This window comes from Metabacillus sp. cB07 (assembly GCF_016839225.1).
Taxonomy (GTDB): Bacteria; Bacillota; Bacilli; order Bacillales; family Bacillaceae; genus Bacillus_P; species Bacillus_P indicus.
Window position 1 is genome coordinate 3,009,250 of the sequence record NZ_CP069296.1, and the last position, 17,171, is coordinate 3,026,420.

Below are 17,171 nucleotides of genomic sequence, written 5' to 3' on the forward strand. Positions count from 1 at the left end.
AAAGGAGTTTCATCTCCTTTCCCTTTTGTGTGTTTTCCAAACAAGTTCACACTGCACGCATCCAGAACATATACTAAGGTATTACAGCAGGAGAAATGGAGGATTGGATTGTGCCGGTATCTGTCGTATTCAATATGATCAATGTTGTAAGCATGGCTGCAAATTCCATCATTTCTTCGGGGCAGAACAGCCAGCCGGACTGGAATGCCCAGGGGAAATTCAATTCAGGAAACGGGAACTTCATCAATTCGGGTGCAATTGGCTGCACAAATATTATCAACGATCAGGATCTGGCCGATATGGCGATTGCCCAGCCTGAAAATATCAACCCTCAGCCTGTTTCACAGATTTAGATGAAAAGTTTATCTATACAGTTCACCAATATAAATGTGACCTCCCTTTCCGGAAACTCCGGAATTTTCACAGGGACGAATACTCAATATGACTGGACAGTGAGCATGAAGAGCAATTATGGATTCGGGAAAATCATGGGTGCGAATAATCTGGCGGTAGATACAGTGAATATTATTCATGATGATGATTTTATGGATTCGGATTTTACCCAGAATCAGGGTTCCAATGATCAGCCTGTCTATCAGAGCTGACTGAAAACCACCGCAAACGGTGGTTTTCTTTATGCCGCGGTCATACTTCACCGGAGATTCTATATACATGTAATAGGGGAAAATCGTGTGCAGAGTTTGAGAGAGGGGCCCGGAATTGGCAAACATCCATTTTCATTCAATAAATGTCTACCAGATAAAGCATAGCTCAGGCATGTTTTATGGAGAGAACTTTCAGTACAAATGGACAAATCGCTCCGGCGCCCATGAGGGATTTGGACGAGTACGCGGAAATTCCAATACCATTCATCATACAATCACATTGGCAAACGTTCAGAAAAAGAAAACAGACGGCGAACAGAATTAGGGCGCCCCGCTTCCTTTGTCCGTCTGCTGAGACCCTTTTTCTTTTTTTACATGCTCATGCAGGACAAGATGTATCGTATGGGCGATTTCATTTTCATTGCCGGAGATTCTGCCGAAACCGGAGTAACTGCCTGCCGCAGTATTCCACTTGACCTGCCTGTTTCTTCCTATAAAAACACCAGAGTTGTCAGCTATTTCAAGAACGTTAAGGTCCGAAAAAGATATTTTAGAGGATCTGATTTTCATTGCATCTGCCTCCAATCAAAATTCCGGTTTGCCTCCTATTTTATTCACCAGTCAGGCGAACGTGCTAAAGGGGTGAAACGGTATGACGCTTGAGGATGAGTCTTTCCTGACACTTCTTCGCAAAATTGAAAAAAGGCTGCATGCATTAGAGGAAGCGGTTAACGCTCAAAACCTCAGCCGCCAAACCTTTCACATAGACCGGGTACAAACTATGAATGTTCATGAGCTTGTTTACAGGCTTGAAAATATAGATGTAAAGCAAGTGAACGGAACGATGAATATAGGAAATACCTTTCTTTCAAAATCACGTCAGCAGCCAAAGCGGGAAAATGATATTTCCATTATCGTTAATGGAAAACACATTCCTTACGAAATAAACGAAAAGAAAAGCAGTCAGCCTCTGCCTGATCATGATCAGGCCCTGTCCTCATCTTTTAGAATCGGAGATATACACATCGGCACAGTGGAAGGTGCCTCAGCCGTGAACTTCGGCAATAACTTTCCTTCCAATTTCAAAAACAGCAGCAAGCTGAATCAGGGGTTTGGCAACATCCTTGGAAACGGAAATGATATCCACGATATCTTTTCGCATCAGGATGAAAGGGATACAATTAAAGTTTTCAGCGAGGGCCCCGATCAGCCTCAGCCAGAATGGCTGAAATCGCTGAAAGAGGTGCAGAATGATGACACCGATGATGAGAAAGAGGCAGAAAAATAAAAAAACCTGTGCAGATTGTTCTGCACAGGTTTTTGCGTTTAGACTCCAGTGTACTGTCTGATGACAGCCCAGGATTCTTCTTTGCCGAGCCCTGTTTCGGATGAGAAGCAGATCATCGGGTCTTCAGGGTCCTTATTCAGCGTTTCTCTTACGACTTTCATGTGTTTTTGCCATTTGCCTTTAGGGATTTTATCTGCCTTTGTGGCAACGACCATGACAGGAATATCATAATGCTTTAAAAATTCGTACATCATGACATCGTCTTTTGACGGTGCATGGCGCAGGTCGACAAGAAGGACGGCTGCACGAAGCTGCCTTCTTTTCGTAAAGTACGTTTCGATCATTTTTCCCCAGGCTTCGCGCTCGGTTTTTGAAACCTTTGCATACCCGTAGCCGGGCACATCCACAAAATGCATGATTTCATTGATGATGTAAAAGTTCAGGGTCTGGGTTTTGCCGGGTTTTGATGACGTTCTGGCAAGGTTCTTCCTGTTAAGCAATTTGTTGATAAACGATGATTTTCCTACGTTTGAGCGTCCTGCCAGTGCAATTTCAGGCAAATCAAGATCAGGGTACTGATCCGGCTTTACTGCACTGATGACGATCTCGGAACTTGTGACTTTCATTTACTCTCTCCCGTTAATGCATGCTGCAGCACTTCATCAAGATGTGATACAGGCACAAAAGTTAATTCACTCCGTACACTTTCCGGAATATCTTCAATATCCCGTTCATTGTCTTTTGGCAGGATGATTTTCGTCAGCCCTGCACGGTGAGCGCTTAGCGTTTTTTCTTTTAATCCGCCGATCGGCAGCACTCTGCCTCTAAGGGTAATCTCCCCTGTCATGCCTACTTCTTTTCTGACCGGCCGTCCGGTAAGAGCTGAAATTAAGGCAGTTGCCATGGTAATCCCTGCAGATGGCCCATCCTTCGGCACAGCGCCCTCCGGCACATGAATGTGAATATCATTTTTCTCGTGAAAATTCTCATCAATGTTCATTTCTTTAGCGCGCGAACGAATAAAGCTGAAGGCAGCCTGTGCAGACTCTTTCATCACATCGCCAAGCTTTCCGGTCAGAATCAGCTTTCCTTTTCCAGGTGAAAGGGACACTTCGATCGAAAGGGTATCTCCGCCGACAGTCGTATAGGCAAGGCCAGTCGCTACTCCAACCTGATCCTCAAGCTCTGCCTGGCCATACCTGAATTTATTCTTGCCGAGATAATCGGACAGATTTTTATCAGTGATGATTAATTTCTTTTTCTCTTCAGATACAATTTGCTTCGCCGCTTTTCTGCAGATCGATGCAAGCTGGCGTTCAAGGCTGCGCACTCCCGCCTCGCGCGTGTGGTAGCGCACAATGTTTCGGATCGCAGACTCTCTTATTTGAAGGTGGGATTTTTTCAGCCCGTGATCTTTCAGCTGCTTTGGCAGCAGATGATCTTTGGCAATGTGAATTTTCTCAAGCTCTGTGTATCCGGCAATTGTGATAATCTCCATCCTGTCACGAAGCGGGCCCGGTATCGTGGCCAGATTATTGGCCGTTGCAATGAACATAACCTTTGACAGATCATACGTCTCTTCAATGTAATGATCGCTGAACGTATGATTTTGTTCAGGGTCAAGCACTTCAAGCAGAGCTGAAGAAGGGTCCCCCCTGAAATCATTGGACATTTTATCGATTTCATCAAGCAAAAAGACCGGATTGATCGTTCCTGCTTTTTTCATTCCCTGGATAATGCGGCCCGGCATTGCCCCTACGTAGGTTCTGCGGTGGCCGCGAATTTCGGATTCATCCCTGACTCCTCCAAGGGAAATGCGGACAAAATGACGGTCAAGGGATTTTGCCACTGACTTCGCAAGGGACGTTTTCCCCACTCCGGGAGGTCCTGACAGACAAAGAATCGGGCCTTTTAGCGAATTGGTCAGCTTTTGGACGGCAAGGTATTCAAGCACGCGGTCTTTTACTTTTTCAAGGCCGTAATGGTCCTCATCAAGAATTTTCTCGGCGCGCTTTAGATCAAGACGGTCTTCTGTCGCATTTGACCACGGCAGGGAAATGAGCCAGTCGAGATAATTGCGGATAACCGAGCTCTCAGCAGAAGTTGAAGGTACTTTTTCGTACCGCTCAAGCTCTTTAAGCGCTGTAAGCTTTACATGGTCAGGCATTCCCGCTTCCTCAATCCTGCTGCTCAGGATATCCACTTCTCCGGTTTTGCCTTCTTTATCGCCAAGCTCTTTTTGGATGGCCTTCATTTGTTCGCGGAGATAGTATTCCTTTTGCGTCCGTTCCATTGACCTTTTGACTCGCTGGCCGATTTTCTTTTCAAGCTGAAGAACTTCTTTTTCATTGTGAATAATCTCAATGACCTTGTTCAGCCGCTCTTTAATGTCCAGGGTTTCAAGCACATCCTGCTTTTCTTTGAGCTTAAGCGGAAGGTGAGAAGCAATGATGTCAGCCATTCTGCCGGGTTCATCAATGTCTGAAACAGTTGAGAGCGTTTCTCCGGAAATTTTTTTTGACAGCTTTATGTACTGATCAAAATGATCAAGCAGTGTTCTCATCAGAGCTTCATCTTCAGCATCCTTGCTGTCTCTTTCATCCAAAGGAAGAGCGGTTACCGAAAAATAGTCGCCTTCATCTGTGTATTTGGTCATTTCTCCGCGCTGCATGCCTTCGACAAGAACTCTGATTGTTCCATTTGGAAGCTTCAGCATCTGTTTTATTTTTGTGAGCGTGCCTACTTTGAAAATATCCTCTTCAGCAGGTTCATCAATTGAAATATCCCGTTGTGTCGTTAAAAAGATTATGTGATCATCCATCATCGCTTTCTCAAGCGCCTGTACGGATTTTTCGCGTCCTACATCAAGGTGAAGTACCATTGTCGGGTACACTAACAATCCTCTAAGAGGTAGGAGGGGGACGATTTTCTCTTCTTTTTTCGCCAACTTTAAAAGCACCTCCATGACTAAGTATCAATCATTATAATATAAGAGCTTCGTTCTTGTACAATCCTATTCTGCAGGCAGAGTCATCTGTAAAGCATATAGGTTTACCTTATGTAGTATACCCTTTCCGTAACCAGAAGACTAAAGAAATTACTTCTTAACTTCAAGCAAAATACTTTTCCCCATAAAAAAACCCCGAGATATTACCCGAGGTCCTGTTTTATAAGTGTAACCGGGTTTTCCTGCTCAGTTGGCGGGTTGACGAGTGCAAGGTCAAAGACTTCCTGCAAGTGAGCGACCGGTATGATGCTGATGCCTTCAATGGTCTTTAAGATGGACTGCATGTTTTCAGCAGGAATAATCACGGTTTTTGCGCCCGCAAGCTTGGCTGCTTTAATCTTAGGCACTACTCCGCCAATCGGCTTTACACTTCCGTGAATGCTGATTTCCCCTGTCATGGCTACTGTGTGATCGACCGGTATTTTATGAATGGCTGAGAAAATTCCCGTAGCCATCGCTATGCCGGCTGATGGACCGTCAACAGGAATGCCGCCTGGGAAATTGACATGAATGTCATAGTCATTGGCGTTGATGCCCATTGAGCGAAGGACTGTGATGACATTTTCAATGGATCCTTTTGCCATACTTTTTCTTCTGACGGATTTCCCTCTGTCGCCGATGCTTTCTTCTTCAACAATGCCTGTAATGTTTATTGTGCCTTTATCCTTTGCATAAATAACGGTTACCTCGATCTCAAGCAGCGAGCCTGAATTTGGACCGTGCACAGCAAGTCCGTTTACAAGACCGACCCTGGCGTCTTCATAGATTTTTTTATCATGCCGCGGCGTCAGCTGGCTTGAACTGACAACCCATTCAATATCCTGCATGGTGATTTCGCTGCGGTCTTCCGTCATGGCCATCCCGGCTGCAATCTGCATCATATTGACAACTTCGCGGCCGTTCCGCACATAAGAGGTCAATGTGGCAATGCTCTTGTCGCTGACGTTCATATTCACTTTTACTGCTGCTTTTTTAGCAACAATGGCCAGTTCCTCTGACTCCAAATCCCTGAAAAAGACCTCAAGACATCTTGAGCGGATGGCCGGCGGAATTTCGTTCGGTGTTCTTGTTGTCGCACCGATCAGCCGGAAATCAGCAGGCAGTCCATTTTGAAAAATGTCATGAATATGGTTTGGAATTTGTGTGTTTTCTTCGCTGTAATAAGCACTCTCTAAAAAGACTTTTCTGTCTTCAAGCACTTTTAGAAGTTTGTTCATCTGTATAGGATGAAGCTCTCCGATTTCATCAATGAACAGCACACCGCCATGTGCATTCGTGACGGCTCCTTGCTTCGGCTGGGGAATCCCCGCTTGTCCCATGGCTCCTGCTCCCTGATAAATAGGGTCATGAACAGAACCGATTAAAGGATCTGCAATGCCCCTTTCATCAAATCTCGCCGTTGTGGCATCAAGTTCAATAAATACGGCCGAAGGCTTAAATGGGGACTTGGCATTGCGTCTTGCTTCTTCTAGAACCAATCTCGCAGCCGCGGTTTTCCCCACTCCGGGCGGACCATATATAATCACGTGCTGCGGGTTGGGTCCGCACAGGGCGGCTTTAAGGGCCTTAATGCCGTCCTCCTGCCCCACGATATCTGTAAAGCTTTTAGGACGCACTCTCTCAGATAAAGGCTCTGATAACTTAATTGATCTCATTTTCTTCAGCTGTTCCATTTCTTTTCGTGATTCGCGGTCAATTGAAACTTTCTGCGTACGCTGATTTTTTAATAAGTTCCAAAAGTACAAGCCAATGATGACCCCGAAAAAAAGTTGTACAAACAAGGCAATGCCAGTCCAGCTCATAGTGGTCCCTCCTACTGCGATGTCATTTTATCCCGCATAAACGTGCAGTAATCACCCGCCGGCTTTCCTGTCCGCACATGCCCGGTCTGTTCCACTCGTCATCTATTGATGAAAGTTTCACTGTACAAGCTAGTATCTCCGAGGGGTAATTTTAATAAACGTAAATATGCCAACTATAATTGCGCCGTTTATGTATAAAAACAATTGAAAACGAGAAAGGAAATAACAGCAAAAACCCCTGGAATACAAATTCCAGGGGTGTAAAATACAGGTTATGCAGATGTTTTGGTATCTTCGACGATAACCGTTCCATCTGTCAGCACTAGCTTAGGAGGAACTTTGTCTGTTACCGTTTCTGCCGTAATGACACACTTCGTAATATCGTCGCGGGACGGTAGCTCAAACATTACTTCAAGCATGATTCCCTCGATAATAGAACGGAGTCCGCGTGCGCCTGTTTTGCGTTCAATCGCCTTTTTGGATATTTCCATAAGGGCATTGTCTTCAAATTCAAGCTCTACGCCGTCAAGATCAAGCATTTTTTGATACTGCTTAACAAGCGCATTTTTAGGCTTTGTCAGAATTTCAACAAGGGCTTCTTCATCAAGCGGCTGAAGGCTTGCAATAACCGGCAGACGGCCAATGAACTCCGGAATAAGCCCGAAGCGGAGAAGATCCTCCGGAAGTACTTTAGACAGAAGCATTTTTTGGTCCAGATCATCATCCTTCTTATCGGATCCAAAGCCGATGACCTTCTGGCCAAGACGGCGTTTTACGATTTGCTCGATGCCGTCAAACGCTCCGCCGCAGATAAAGAGAATGTTTGTTGTATCGATCTGGATGAATTCCTGATGCGGATGCTTGCGTCCGCCCTGCGGCGGAACACTTGCAACGGTTCCTTCAAGAATTTTAAGAAGGGCCTGCTGCACACCTTCACCTGACACATCGCGAGTGATGGACGGGTTTTCGGATTTGCGGGCCACTTTATCGATTTCATCGATATAGATGATCCCTTTTTCAGCCTTTTCTACATCGTAATCAGCAGCCTGGATCAGTTTTAGAAGGATGTTTTCAACATCTTCCCCGACATATCCGGCTTCTGTAAGCGATGTTGCGACGGCAATCGCAAACGGTACATTCAGGATGCGCGCCAGCGTCTGGGCAAGAAGGGTTTTACCGCTTCCCGTAGGCCCGATCATGGCGATGTTGCTTTTTGAAAGCTCAACTTCATCAATTTTGCTGTTGGAGTTGATGCGTTTATAGTGATTATAAACCGCAACTGCCAGGCTTTTCTTTGCCTGTTCCTGACCGATGACATATTCGTCAAGAATTTCACGAATCTCCTTCGGCTTTGGAACATCCTTAAATTCTACTTCTTCCTCTGTTCCAAGTTCCTCTTCAACGATCTCTGTGCACAGCTCTATGCACTCGTCACATATATAGACACCCGGTCCAGCAACTAATTTACGGACTTGGTCTTGTGTTTTACCGCAAAACGAACACTTAAGCTGACCTTTTTCGTCGTTAAATTTAAACATGTCTTCACCCCTTATTTCTTTGTATCATCAGCGGGCCACACCTTTACCGGACGGGACAGCAGCATCATGCATGCTTATCCTCAGGCAGAAAGGAAATGGGGATGACGATTGCGCAACTGACTTGCCGCAAGAAGCGGAAAAAGTCTGAAAAAATTGGTATGTATTGCATTGTACCATAAGTATGTAGACTACTGGAAATAAAACAGCTTTACCTAAAAGAGGAGTATATTATAGTATTCGCTCTTCCCGGCCAAAATCCTTGCTGGGGTAAAAAATGAGTTCATTTCTTACCTCTATATGTATGTAGCATGCAGTAATTATATAGTACCCAAAGAGCGGAAAAATAAATCCGGACGGGCACATCGATTTGCGCCGAATCGCCTCATAGCTCTTTATTTTGCAAAACAAGGCACGAATGAACTCGCGCCTTGTTTCATTTTATCATTATTAAGCTGCTTCTTTGCTGTTTTCAACAAGGAAGTCGATTGCTTTGCGTACTTTAAGATCTTCTTTCAGTCCTTCAAGAGATCCAAGAGCCTGCTTGATGTTTTCAACCGGCATGTTGTACATTTCTGCCATTTTAGCAATTTCAGCTTCCACTTCTTCATCAGTAGCTTCGATGTTTTCAGCTTTTGCGATTGCTTCAAGAGTCAGGTTGTACTTCACGCGTTTAGATGCATCTTCTTTCATTTGCTCTTTAAGTGCATCTTCGTCCTGGCCTGAGAACTGGAAGTAAAGTTCAAGGTTCATGCCCTGAGCTTGAAGACGCTGCTCAAACTCCTGCATCATGCGGTTTACTTCATTGTCGATAAGCACTTGTGGGATGTCAACTTCTGCATTGTCAGAAGCTTTGTCAACAAGTGTGTCGCGAAGTGTATTTTCAGCTTCTGCTTTTTTAGCTTCTTCTAAGCGAGTTCTTGTTTTAGCTTTAAGAGCTTCAAGGCTTTCAACTTCTTCGTCCACATCTTTAGCGAACTCATCGTCAAGAGCTGGAAGTTCTTTCGCTTTAATTTCGTGAAGCTTCACCTTGAATGTTGCAGGCTTTCCTGCAAGGTTTTCAGCGTGATATTCTTCAGGGAATGTTACTTCAACATCCTTTTCGCCGCCAGCTTCCAAACCTACAAGCTGATCTTCAAAGCCAGGGATGAATGAACCTGAGCCGATTTCAAGCGTGTAGTTTTCAGCAGTGCCGCCTTCGAATGCTTCGCCGTCAGCGAATCCTTCGAAATCAATAACAACTGTGTCGCCGTTTTCAACAGTGCCTTCTTCTTTAACAACAAGCTCTGCGTGACGCTCCTGAAGTGTTTTAAGTTCTGCATCAACATCTTCATCAGATACAGATGCGTCCATTTTTTCAACTTCAAGGCCTTTGTATTCGCCAAGTTTCACTTCAGGCTTTACAACCACTTTTGCAGTGAAAATAAGGTTTTTGCCTTTTTCGATTTGCTCAACGTCGATCTCCGGACGGTCGATCGGATCGATTCCCGCTTCTTCAACCGCTTGAGGATAAACCTCAGGAAGAAGGATATCAAGCGCATCCTGGTATAGTGATTCGATGCCAAAGCGCTGTTCGAACATTGCGCGAGGCACTTTACCTTTACGGAATCCAGGTATATTTACTTGCTTTGATACTTTTTTGAATGCTTCGTCAAGGGCTTGGCCGAACTTTTCAGCTTCAACTTCTACTGTAAGAACGCCTTGGTTGCCCTCAAGCTTTTCCCATTTTGCAGACATTAGTTTCCCTCCAAAAAATCTATTTGAAATAGTGACATAATCTAGGTTAGGTTTTGACAGAGGATACCTGTCCATTGTTGACAAACAGCTTCTCTGCTATACCCCTATGTAGATGACTTACTAAATCGTCCAGTGTATGGCTGATGTCTGCACGCACAGGGATGTGTTCCCTCTTGTACGGCTGATCATCAATTTACAACCATTTCATTATAACATAGAAAAAATTCCTTTCAACATATACGTTAGATTTGCAAATAAGAAATTTCTTCTATTTCGTAGATTTTTTTCACAGCCTGCACTAGCTCATCCTGCGCGATATCATATGAATCACATACCTCTTCTGCAGGTGCCGAGATCCCGTGCATCTCATAGCCCGTATAATGAAGGGCTGCGGCCCAGAGCCTTGCTTCCGGCGGTTCCGGCAAAAATGGAAACAGCACATACAGGTGCCTGATCCAGATTTCTTTCACCGCTTCATAAAGCGACGGGTTTTCCTGTCCGAGGATATCATCAAGGGCATTCAGCACTTTTTTCGTAAAAGGCATCTCGGATAAGTCCTCGAGCTCTGACGGAACAACCGCCATCATATGGCCGAATTTTGCAACTTTCACTTCTTTTGCCGTCTCATTTTCCATGAGGAGATGCAGAATCATGGACTGTACGACAGGATGGCTTTCAGGATTCTTCAGAATCGTCTGCAGCTTCTGCATGTGCCTTGAAACATTCCGGTCCTTCAGCGACTGTACATAAGCTACCTGCTGATTAATCGTATCCAGAAGCAGTTTAGGTTCACCGGGTTCGCTTTCATCATCATCCTCTTCAAAAATGGACCCTTCATCTTCATTCATTTTCCTGCTGAAATCAAGAAGCTTGTAAAAATGCTCCGCCTGATCGTGGGGAAGATGATTCTCCTGAAGGACAGCCTCGATTGTCTGCTGCACTTCCTCGTACTGTCTCAGCTGAATTAAGATGGTCAAGTAGACCTGCAGGACCGTAAAATAGTCCCCGATATCTTCATGAAGCATTTTTTTGCAGACCGTCTTTGCTTCATTCAAATCGCCAAGCTCCATCAGACAGAGCGCAATGCCAAGATGAATTTCCGCTCTGTCCTCGCCAAGCTCAAGCACTTCATAAAAGAGAGGCAGCGCCTCTTTGAACCGTTTATTTTTTAAAGCGTCCAGTCCTTTATCAACCAAGCGCTCACTTAAGTTAGGGAATGGAATGACTTTTCTCTGTTTCTTCTCGCTCATTCAATCATCTCCGCTGTGCATTTGCCTTCAAGTTTACCAATGGAGTTTGAAGAACACAAGAAAAGCCTGGATTATCTTAACCAGGCTTTTCTTGTGTTTTCGTAATTTGAAATCTGCTCTTCATACATAAAGGTGAGGGAAATTTCATCATGGCCGTTTAAAAGCATATCCTTCCAGTATGGATCAATGTCAAAATGGTAAAGAACATCTTCACCTTCGCGGATTTCCTGCTTTTCCAGATCGACCGTACACTCGAAAGCTCCCTTTTCAACCAGCTGCTGATGAATCTTTTCTTCTACTTTAATAGGAAGAAGACCGTTCTTCAGACAATTCTGATGGAAGATATCGGCGAAGGAAGGAGCAATAATCACTCTGAATCCGAAATCTGAAAGCGCCCACGGTGCATGCTCTCTTGAAGATCCGCATCCGAAGTTCTCCCCTGCAATCAGAACGCTTGCCCCCTTTGCCTCAGGCTTGTTCAGTTCAAACTCAGGATTTTCAGTATGATCGCTTGTATAACGCCAGTCAAAAAAAGCGAAGCGTCCGTATCCAGTGCGTTCTATTCGTTTCAGAAACTGTTTGGGGATAATCTGATCGGTGTCCACATTTGATCTGTTCAGTACCGCTGTTTTACCCTTGTGCACTTGAAATGCTTCCACTTGCAGCCCCTCCTATCCATTCTCTTACATCAACAAATTTCCCGTTAAGCGCCGCTGCTGCAGCCATTGCAGGACTGACAAGGTGCGTTCTTGCTCCTTTTCCCTGACGGCCTTCAAAGTTCCGGTTGGAGGTAGAAGCACAGCGCTTTCCTTCCGGCACGACATCATCATTCATGCTCAGGCACATGCTGCACCCTGATTCCCGCCACTCAAAGCCCGCTTCTTTAAACGTATGGTGAAGCCCTTCAGCTTCCGCCTGGAGCTTTACATTTTGCGAACCGGGAACAACGATTGCCCTTACGGAAGGATTCACTTTATGGCCTCTGATTACTTCTGCCGCCTGACGCAGGTCTGTGAGTCTCGAGTTTGTGCAGGAGCCAATAAAGACATAGTCTATTTCTATCTCTTTTATCGCGGTATCCGGCTCCAGGCCCATATAAAAATAAGCCCGCTCTGCCTCCTGTTTTTCCTCCTGTTTTGAGAACATGCCTGTGTTCGGCACTCTCTCATCTATTGACACAGCCATTCCGGGATTTGTTCCCCATGTGACCATCGGGGCAATGTCAGATGCCAAAACGATAATCTGATCATCATATTCCGCACCCGGGTCGCTGTGGAGTGTGCGCCAGTATGCAACAGCTTCTTCAAATCCCTCTCCCTTTGGAGCATAAGGTCTTCCCTCAATGTACTTGAACGTTGTTTCATCAGGTGCAATCAGTCCAGCTCTGGCGCCGGCTTCAATTGACATGTTGCAGACCGTCATTCTCTCATCCATCGACATATTTTCAATGGCTTCACCTGTAAATTCGATTACATACCCTGTGCCGAACCTCACTCCGAAGGAACCGATAATGGAGAGAATGACATCTTTAGCCGTCACGCCTTTTTTCAGGGATCCCTTTATGTGAACATTTAATGTTTTCGGCTTCTGCTGCCAAAGCGTTTGAGTGGCGAGGACATGCTCTACTTCACTTGTTCCGATGCCGAATGCCAGAGCTCCGAATGCTCCGTGTGTCGATGTATGGCTGTCTCCGCATACGATGGTTTTGCCCGGCTGTGTCAGGCCAAGTTCCGGTCCGATGACGTGAACAATTCCCTGATCTGAGCTGTTAAGGTCAGCAAGCCTGATGCCGAATTCTCTGCAGTTTGTTTCAAGGGCGCTTACCTGGAGCCGCGCTGTTTCGTCTTTAATATCAAACCGGTTGACGGTCGGAATGTTATGATCCATTGTGGCAAAAGTGTTTTCAGGCTTTCTCACCTTTCTCCCATTTTGTCTTAAGCCCTCAAACGCCTGGGGAGACGTTACTTCATGAATCAGGTGCAAATCAATATATAATAGGTCCGGCTGATGATCTTTTCTGTATACTACATGATCATCCCAAATTTTTTCGACGATTGTTCTTGCTTTCAAGACTGATACCTCCCTGCACGTATTTATATAGAAGGAAAAGAGGGGCGCTTTTCATCGAAATGAAAAGCGCCGGTTTTTTATGCGTAAGCTTCCATAATGTTAAAGATGGCGTGGTCGTCAGCCAAAGCAGCTTTCACTTCTTCAACCAGAGCCGTTGTAGAAAGAGGAGCTTCTCCTTTTTTCGCAAGGTCTGCTGTGCGCTTCCCTGAATCAAGCACATGTTTTACGGCATTTTCAACAGCTTCTGCCTCTTCATTCATACCAAAGGAATGTCTGAGCATCATCGCGGCGGATAAAATCATCGCCACTGGATTTGCTTTATCTTCTCCTGCAATGTCAGGTGCAGAACCATGGACCGGTTCATACAGATGGAGACCGGTTGAGCTCAGGCTTGCCGATGGCAGCATGCCGAGCGAGCCCGTCAGCATTGAAGCTTCGTCACTTAAAATGTCGCCGAACATGTTCTCTGTTACGATGACATCAAACTGTTTTGGATTATGAATGAGGGCCATGGCTGCATGGTCGACAAGCATGTGCTGCAGTTCAACATCCGGATACCTTGCAGCTACCTCTTCAGCGACTTCCCTCCACATTCGGCTCGATTCTAAAACATTTGCCTTATCAACTGACGTCACCTTTTTCTGCCTGCCCTGGGCAAGCTCAAATGCCTGTTCAATGATCCGCACCATCTCATCACGCTTATAAAAAAGGGTATCGACAACCGTCTCTTCACCGCCGTAAACCTTGCGCTCACTCGGTTTTCCAAAGTAAAGGCCACCCGTAAGCTCTCTTACAATCATGAAGTCGACGCCTTCCACAAACTCCCGCTTCAAAGGGGAAGAATCAAGGAGACTTTCCACTGTCTCCACAGGACGAAGATTTGCATACAGATCAAGCTCCTTCCTGAGAGCCAGAAGCCCCCTTTCAGGCCTTAAATGCGAAGGATTCTGATCCCATTTCGGGCCTCCTACAGATCCGAGCAGGACGGCATCAGCCTCTTTGCACATGTTCAGCGTTTGTTCAGGAAGCGGAGAATTGGTTTCATCAATTGCCGCCCCGCCGATCAGTCCATACTGAAAGTGAAAACGATGGTAGTAATGCTCTTCAATGGCCTTCAGAATCTCTACAGCACCGTTCATCACTTCTAATCCGATGCCGTCTCCCGGCAATAATGCAATTTTCTTCTCCATTTTTTCTGCCTCCTTCATGATTTTTAATCTGGTTTTTCTTCTATTAGACAGTCGCCTTTAATTGTTCCTGTGCCTGTGCATTCAGAATGAGAATCCGGTTGACAGCGTTCAGGTAGGCTTTCGCTGATGCTTCAAGAACATCCTGCGCCATACCCCTTCCGCTTGATTCCACCCCGCCAACAGTGACTCTGACAAAAACCTGTGCAAGAGCATCCCGGCCGCTTGAATTAGACTGGATCCGGTAGTCAAGAAGTTTAATAGTAAAGCCGGTACAGCGCTCAAGCGTATTGTAGATCGCCTCTACACTTCCTCCTCCGGTAGCAGCCTCCTGTACAAGGACCTGCTCCTGGTTTTTGAGAGTTACAGTGGCAGTCGGCACTTGTGAGGTTCCGTACTGAACTTGAAGCGATACAAGTTCAAACATATCCTCGCTCTTTTCCACTTTTTCCTCGATGACAAGTGCTGCAATATCCTCATCCGTAAATTCTTTCTTTCTCTCAGAAAGGGTTTTGAATGTTTTAAAGATTTTATGTGTCTCTTCTTCTGTTACATTGAAGCCAAGCTCAGCCACTTTGCTCTTGAAAGCATGGCGGCCTGAATGTTTGCCGAGCACCATCGCATTGGATCCGACCCCGACCAATTCTGGAGAAATAATTTCATAGGTTGTTTTTTCTTTCAAAACGCCGTCCTGGTGAATGCCTGATTCGTGCGCGAATGCATTTTTCCCTACAACCGCTTTGTTTGGAGGAATCATCATGCCGGTCAGTTTGCTGACCAGGTCACTCGTTTTTTTGATTTCATCAAGCTTCATGTTTGTTTTGGCCCCAAAATAATCTGAACGGATGTGAAGCGCAACGCCGATTTCTTCAAGTGAAGCATTTCCTGCCCGCTCTCCGATTCCGTTGATCGTTCCCTCAATCTGTCCCGCCCCGTTTTCAATGGCAGCAAGCGAGTTGGCTGTTGCCATTCCAAGGTCATCGTGGCAATGGGCGGAAAGAATGACATTTTCTATCCCTTTTACATTTGATTTTAAGTACTGAAAGATCTCCCCGTATTCCTTCGGGTTAATATAGCCGACTGTGTCGGGAATGTTGATGACATTTGCGCCAGCTGCTATGACCCGCTCTACAATCTTGGCCAGAAACGGCAATTCGCTCCTGCAGGCATCCTCTGCAGACCACTGAATAAGCGGAAAGAATTTAGATGCGTATTTGACTGATTCGACCGCTGTCTCAATGACCTGGTCCGGAGTCTGTTTCAATTTGTATTGCATGTGAATCGGAGATGTTGCCAAAAACACATGCAGCCTTGGATTTGCACCGTCTTTCAAAGCTTCCCACGCGGCATCAATATCTGTTTTGACCGAACGCGCAAGACCTGTGACCGAGCAGTTTTTAATGGTTCGTGCAATCTCCTGCACGGCTGAAAAATCACCCTTTGAGGAAGCCGGGAAACCGGCCTCCATAATATCAACGCCAAGACGTTCAAGCTGAAGGGCAATCTGCAGTTTTTCCTTTGCATTCAAATTCACTCCGGCTGATTGTTCCCCGTCTCTCAGTGTTGTATCAAAAAGGTTAATTTTTCGCACTGGCGACCACTTCTTTCCGTTTAGGTTTTACAAATGGCATCATTTCGCGCAGCTTTCTGCCGACTGTTTCAATCTGATGCTCACTTTCTCTGTTGTTGATCGCGTTGAACTGAGGACGGTTCACCTGATTTTCTACGATCCAGTCTTTAGCAAATTTCCCTGATTGAATGTCATTGAGCACTTCCTTCATGGATTCTTTTACTCTTGCATCTACTACTCTAGGTCCTGACACAAAGTCTCCCCACTGGGCTGTATCAGAGATGGAGTATCTCATGCCCGCCATGCCGTCTTCATACATAAGGTCTACGATGAGCTTCAGTTCGTGCAGACATTCGAAGTAGGCAAGTTCCGGCTGATATCCCGCTTCCACCAGTGTTTCAAACCCTGCTTTCACAAGAGAAGTAAGTCCACCGCACAGAACAGCCTGTTCTCCAAATAGATCTGTTTCTGTTTCTTCTTTAAATGTAGTTTCAAGAACTCCCGCACGCGCTCCTCCGATTGCCTTTGCGTATGCAAGAGCAAGATCTTTCGCCTGGCCAGTAACATCCTGATAGACCGCAAACAATGCTGGAACACCGGCACCGTCTTCAAAGGTTCTTCTTACAAGGTGACCCGGTCCTTTAGGAGCTACAAGAAATACGTCAACAAATTCCGGAGGAACGATCTGGTTAAAGTGAACATTAAATCCGTGTGCAAAAACGAGCGCATTTCCCGGCTGAAGCTGATCTTTGATTTCTTCTTCGTATACTTTCTGCTGCTGTTCATCCGGCAGAAGCACCATCACGACATCAGCCTGTGCTGCAGCTTCTTTAACTGTTGTTACCTCTACTCCGTCTGATGCTGCTTTATTGAAGGATTTTCCTTTGCGGACACCTACTACAACATCTGCTCCGCTTTCTTTTAAGTTCAGTGCATGTGCATGGCCCTGTGAGCCGTAGCCGATTACTGCGATCTTTTTGCCTGATAGTACTTCCTCATTTACATCACCGTTATAATAAACTTTTACCATGTTCATTCTCTCCTTTTATTTTCCATTTTTTATTTGATTTGTAATTGTATACGTTCCATCCGTTCCCTTTCGCTCCACTGAAGGCTGTTA

16 protein-coding genes are annotated in these 17,171 nt (G+C 45.5%); 4 read left to right on the plus strand and 12 right to left on the minus strand.

Features of this window, described 5'->3' with window-relative positions; genetic code table 11:
• Positions 1–95: 95 nt before the first annotated feature.
• The 3 genes from JOJ89_RS15500 (at position 96) to JOJ89_RS15510 (ending at position 930) form a co-directional block, all read left to right on the plus strand.
• On the plus strand, positions 96–353 hold the full coding sequence (locus tag JOJ89_RS15500) for a hypothetical protein (RefSeq protein WP_234703411.1): 258 nt from the start codon (positions 96–98) through the stop codon (positions 351–353).
• 105 nt (positions 354–458) lie between these two features.
• A complete protein-coding gene (locus JOJ89_RS15505) occupies positions 459–605 on the plus strand; it encodes a hypothetical protein (protein ID WP_161781208.1) in 147 nt (48 codons plus the stop codon).
• Positions 606–720: 115 nt separating this feature from the next.
• Positions 721–930: a hypothetical protein gene (locus JOJ89_RS15510; protein WP_029566809.1), complete on the plus strand. Its 210-nt coding sequence runs from the start codon at positions 721–723 to the stop codon at positions 928–930.
• Here the strand turns inward: JOJ89_RS15510 and JOJ89_RS15515 are convergent.
• Positions 927–1,175, minus strand: a complete 249-nt coding sequence (locus tag JOJ89_RS15515; RefSeq protein WP_203288294.1) for a hypothetical protein — start codon at positions 1,173–1,175, stop codon at positions 927–929. The genes JOJ89_RS15510 and JOJ89_RS15515 overlap by 4 nt on opposite strands.
• 82 nt (positions 1,176–1,257) lie before the next feature.
• Between JOJ89_RS15515 and JOJ89_RS15520 the strand changes: the two genes are divergently transcribed.
• Positions 1,258–1,893, plus strand: coding sequence for a hypothetical protein (locus JOJ89_RS15520; RefSeq protein WP_203288296.1), 636 nt, complete (start codon positions 1,258–1,260; stop codon positions 1,891–1,893).
• Positions 1,894–1,931: 38 nt separating this feature from the next.
• Here the strand turns inward: JOJ89_RS15520 and yihA are convergent, their stop codons facing one another.
• The 11 genes from yihA to ilvC form a co-directional block, all read right to left on the minus strand.
• The gene (gene yihA / locus JOJ89_RS15525) at positions 1,932–2,519 is read right to left on the minus strand and encodes a ribosome biogenesis GTP-binding protein YihA/YsxC (protein WP_029279293.1); all 588 of its coding nucleotides are present in this window, start codon (positions 2,517–2,519) and stop codon (positions 1,932–1,934) included.
• A complete protein-coding gene (lon, locus tag JOJ89_RS15530) occupies positions 2,516–4,840 on the minus strand; it encodes an endopeptidase La (RefSeq protein ID WP_203288298.1) in 2,325 nt (774 codons plus the stop codon). Before lon ends, yihA begins: the two co-directional genes overlap by 4 nt.
• 203 nt (positions 4,841–5,043) lie before the next feature.
• A complete protein-coding gene (gene lonB, locus JOJ89_RS15535; RefSeq protein ID WP_029566813.1) occupies positions 5,044–6,702 on the minus strand; it encodes an ATP-dependent protease LonB in 1,659 nt (552 codons plus the stop codon).
• A gap of 272 nt (positions 6,703–6,974) precedes the next feature.
• Positions 6,975–8,240 carry an ATP-dependent protease ATP-binding subunit ClpX gene (gene clpX / locus JOJ89_RS15540; RefSeq protein ID WP_203288300.1) on the minus strand — a complete coding sequence of 422 codons (1,266 nt, stop codon included), beginning with the start codon at positions 8,238–8,240 and terminating at the stop codon, positions 6,975–6,977.
• A gap of 447 nt (positions 8,241–8,687) precedes the next feature.
• Complete coding sequence (tig, locus tag JOJ89_RS15545; protein ID WP_029279285.1) at positions 8,688–9,974, minus strand: trigger factor; 1,287 nt, start codon at positions 9,972–9,974, stop codon at positions 8,688–8,690.
• Between the two features lie 242 nt (positions 9,975–10,216).
• Positions 10,217–11,224: a tetratricopeptide repeat protein gene (locus JOJ89_RS15550; protein ID WP_203288302.1), complete on the minus strand. Its 1,008-nt coding sequence runs from the start codon at positions 11,222–11,224 to the stop codon at positions 10,217–10,219.
• Positions 11,225–11,295: 71 nt separating this feature from the next.
• Positions 11,296–11,883 carry a 3-isopropylmalate dehydratase small subunit gene (leuD, locus tag JOJ89_RS15555; RefSeq protein ID WP_203288304.1) on the minus strand — a complete coding sequence of 196 codons (588 nt, stop codon included), beginning with the start codon at positions 11,881–11,883 and terminating at the stop codon, positions 11,296–11,298.
• Positions 11,855–13,294 carry a 3-isopropylmalate dehydratase large subunit gene (gene leuC, locus JOJ89_RS15560; RefSeq protein WP_203288306.1) on the minus strand — a complete coding sequence of 480 codons (1,440 nt, stop codon included), beginning with the start codon at positions 13,292–13,294 and terminating at the stop codon, positions 11,855–11,857. The genes leuD and leuC overlap by 29 nt, the downstream gene beginning before the upstream one ends.
• Positions 13,295–13,371: 77 nt before the next feature.
• On the minus strand, positions 13,372–14,484 hold the full coding sequence (leuB, locus tag JOJ89_RS15565) for a 3-isopropylmalate dehydrogenase (protein ID WP_029279274.1): 1,113 nt from the start codon (positions 14,482–14,484) through the stop codon (positions 13,372–13,374).
• A gap of 43 nt (positions 14,485–14,527) precedes the next feature.
• Complete coding sequence (locus tag JOJ89_RS15570) at positions 14,528–16,072, minus strand: 2-isopropylmalate synthase (RefSeq protein ID WP_029566818.1); 1,545 nt, start codon at positions 16,070–16,072, stop codon at positions 14,528–14,530.
• Positions 16,059–17,081, minus strand: a complete 1,023-nt coding sequence (gene ilvC, locus JOJ89_RS15575) for a ketol-acid reductoisomerase (protein WP_029279270.1) — start codon at positions 17,079–17,081, stop codon at positions 16,059–16,061. The genes JOJ89_RS15570 and ilvC overlap by 14 nt, the downstream gene beginning before the upstream one ends.
• Between the last annotated feature and the right edge of the window lie 90 nt (positions 17,082–17,171).

Bases quoted from the DNA above. Each gene is read 5' to 3' on its own strand.
- JOJ89_RS15500 (WP_234703411.1), top strand. From the start codon at position 96: ATGGAGGATTGGATTGTGCCGGTATCTGTCGTATTCAATATGATCAAT.
- JOJ89_RS15505 (WP_161781208.1), top strand. From the start codon at position 459: ATGAAGAGCAATTATGGATTCGGGAAAATCATGGGTGCGAATAATCTG.
- JOJ89_RS15515 (WP_203288294.1), bottom strand. From the start codon at position 1,175: ATGAAAATCAGATCCTCTAAAATATCTTTTTCGGACCTTAACGTTCTT.
- JOJ89_RS15520 (WP_203288296.1), top strand. From the start codon at position 1,258: ATGACGCTTGAGGATGAGTCTTTCCTGACACTTCTTCGCAAAATTGAA.
- yihA (WP_029279293.1), bottom strand. From the start codon at position 2,519: ATGAAAGTCACAAGTTCCGAGATCGTCATCAGTGCAGTAAAGCCGGAT.
- lonB (WP_029566813.1), bottom strand. From the start codon at position 6,702: ATGAGCTGGACTGGCATTGCCTTGTTTGTACAACTTTTTTTCGGGGTC.
- clpX (WP_203288300.1), bottom strand. From the start codon at position 8,240: ATGTTTAAATTTAACGACGAAAAAGGTCAGCTTAAGTGTTCGTTTTGC.
- tig (WP_029279285.1), bottom strand. From the start codon at position 9,974: ATGTCTGCAAAATGGGAAAAGCTTGAGGGCAACCAAGGCGTTCTTACA.
- JOJ89_RS15550 (WP_203288302.1), bottom strand. From the start codon at position 11,224: ATGAGCGAGAAGAAACAGAGAAAAGTCATTCCATTCCCTAACTTAAGT.
- leuB (WP_029279274.1), bottom strand. From the start codon at position 14,484: ATGGAGAAGAAAATTGCATTATTGCCGGGAGACGGCATCGGATTAGAA.
- ilvC (WP_029279270.1), bottom strand. From the start codon at position 17,081: ATGGTAAAAGTTTATTATAACGGTGATGTAAATGAGGAAGTACTATCA.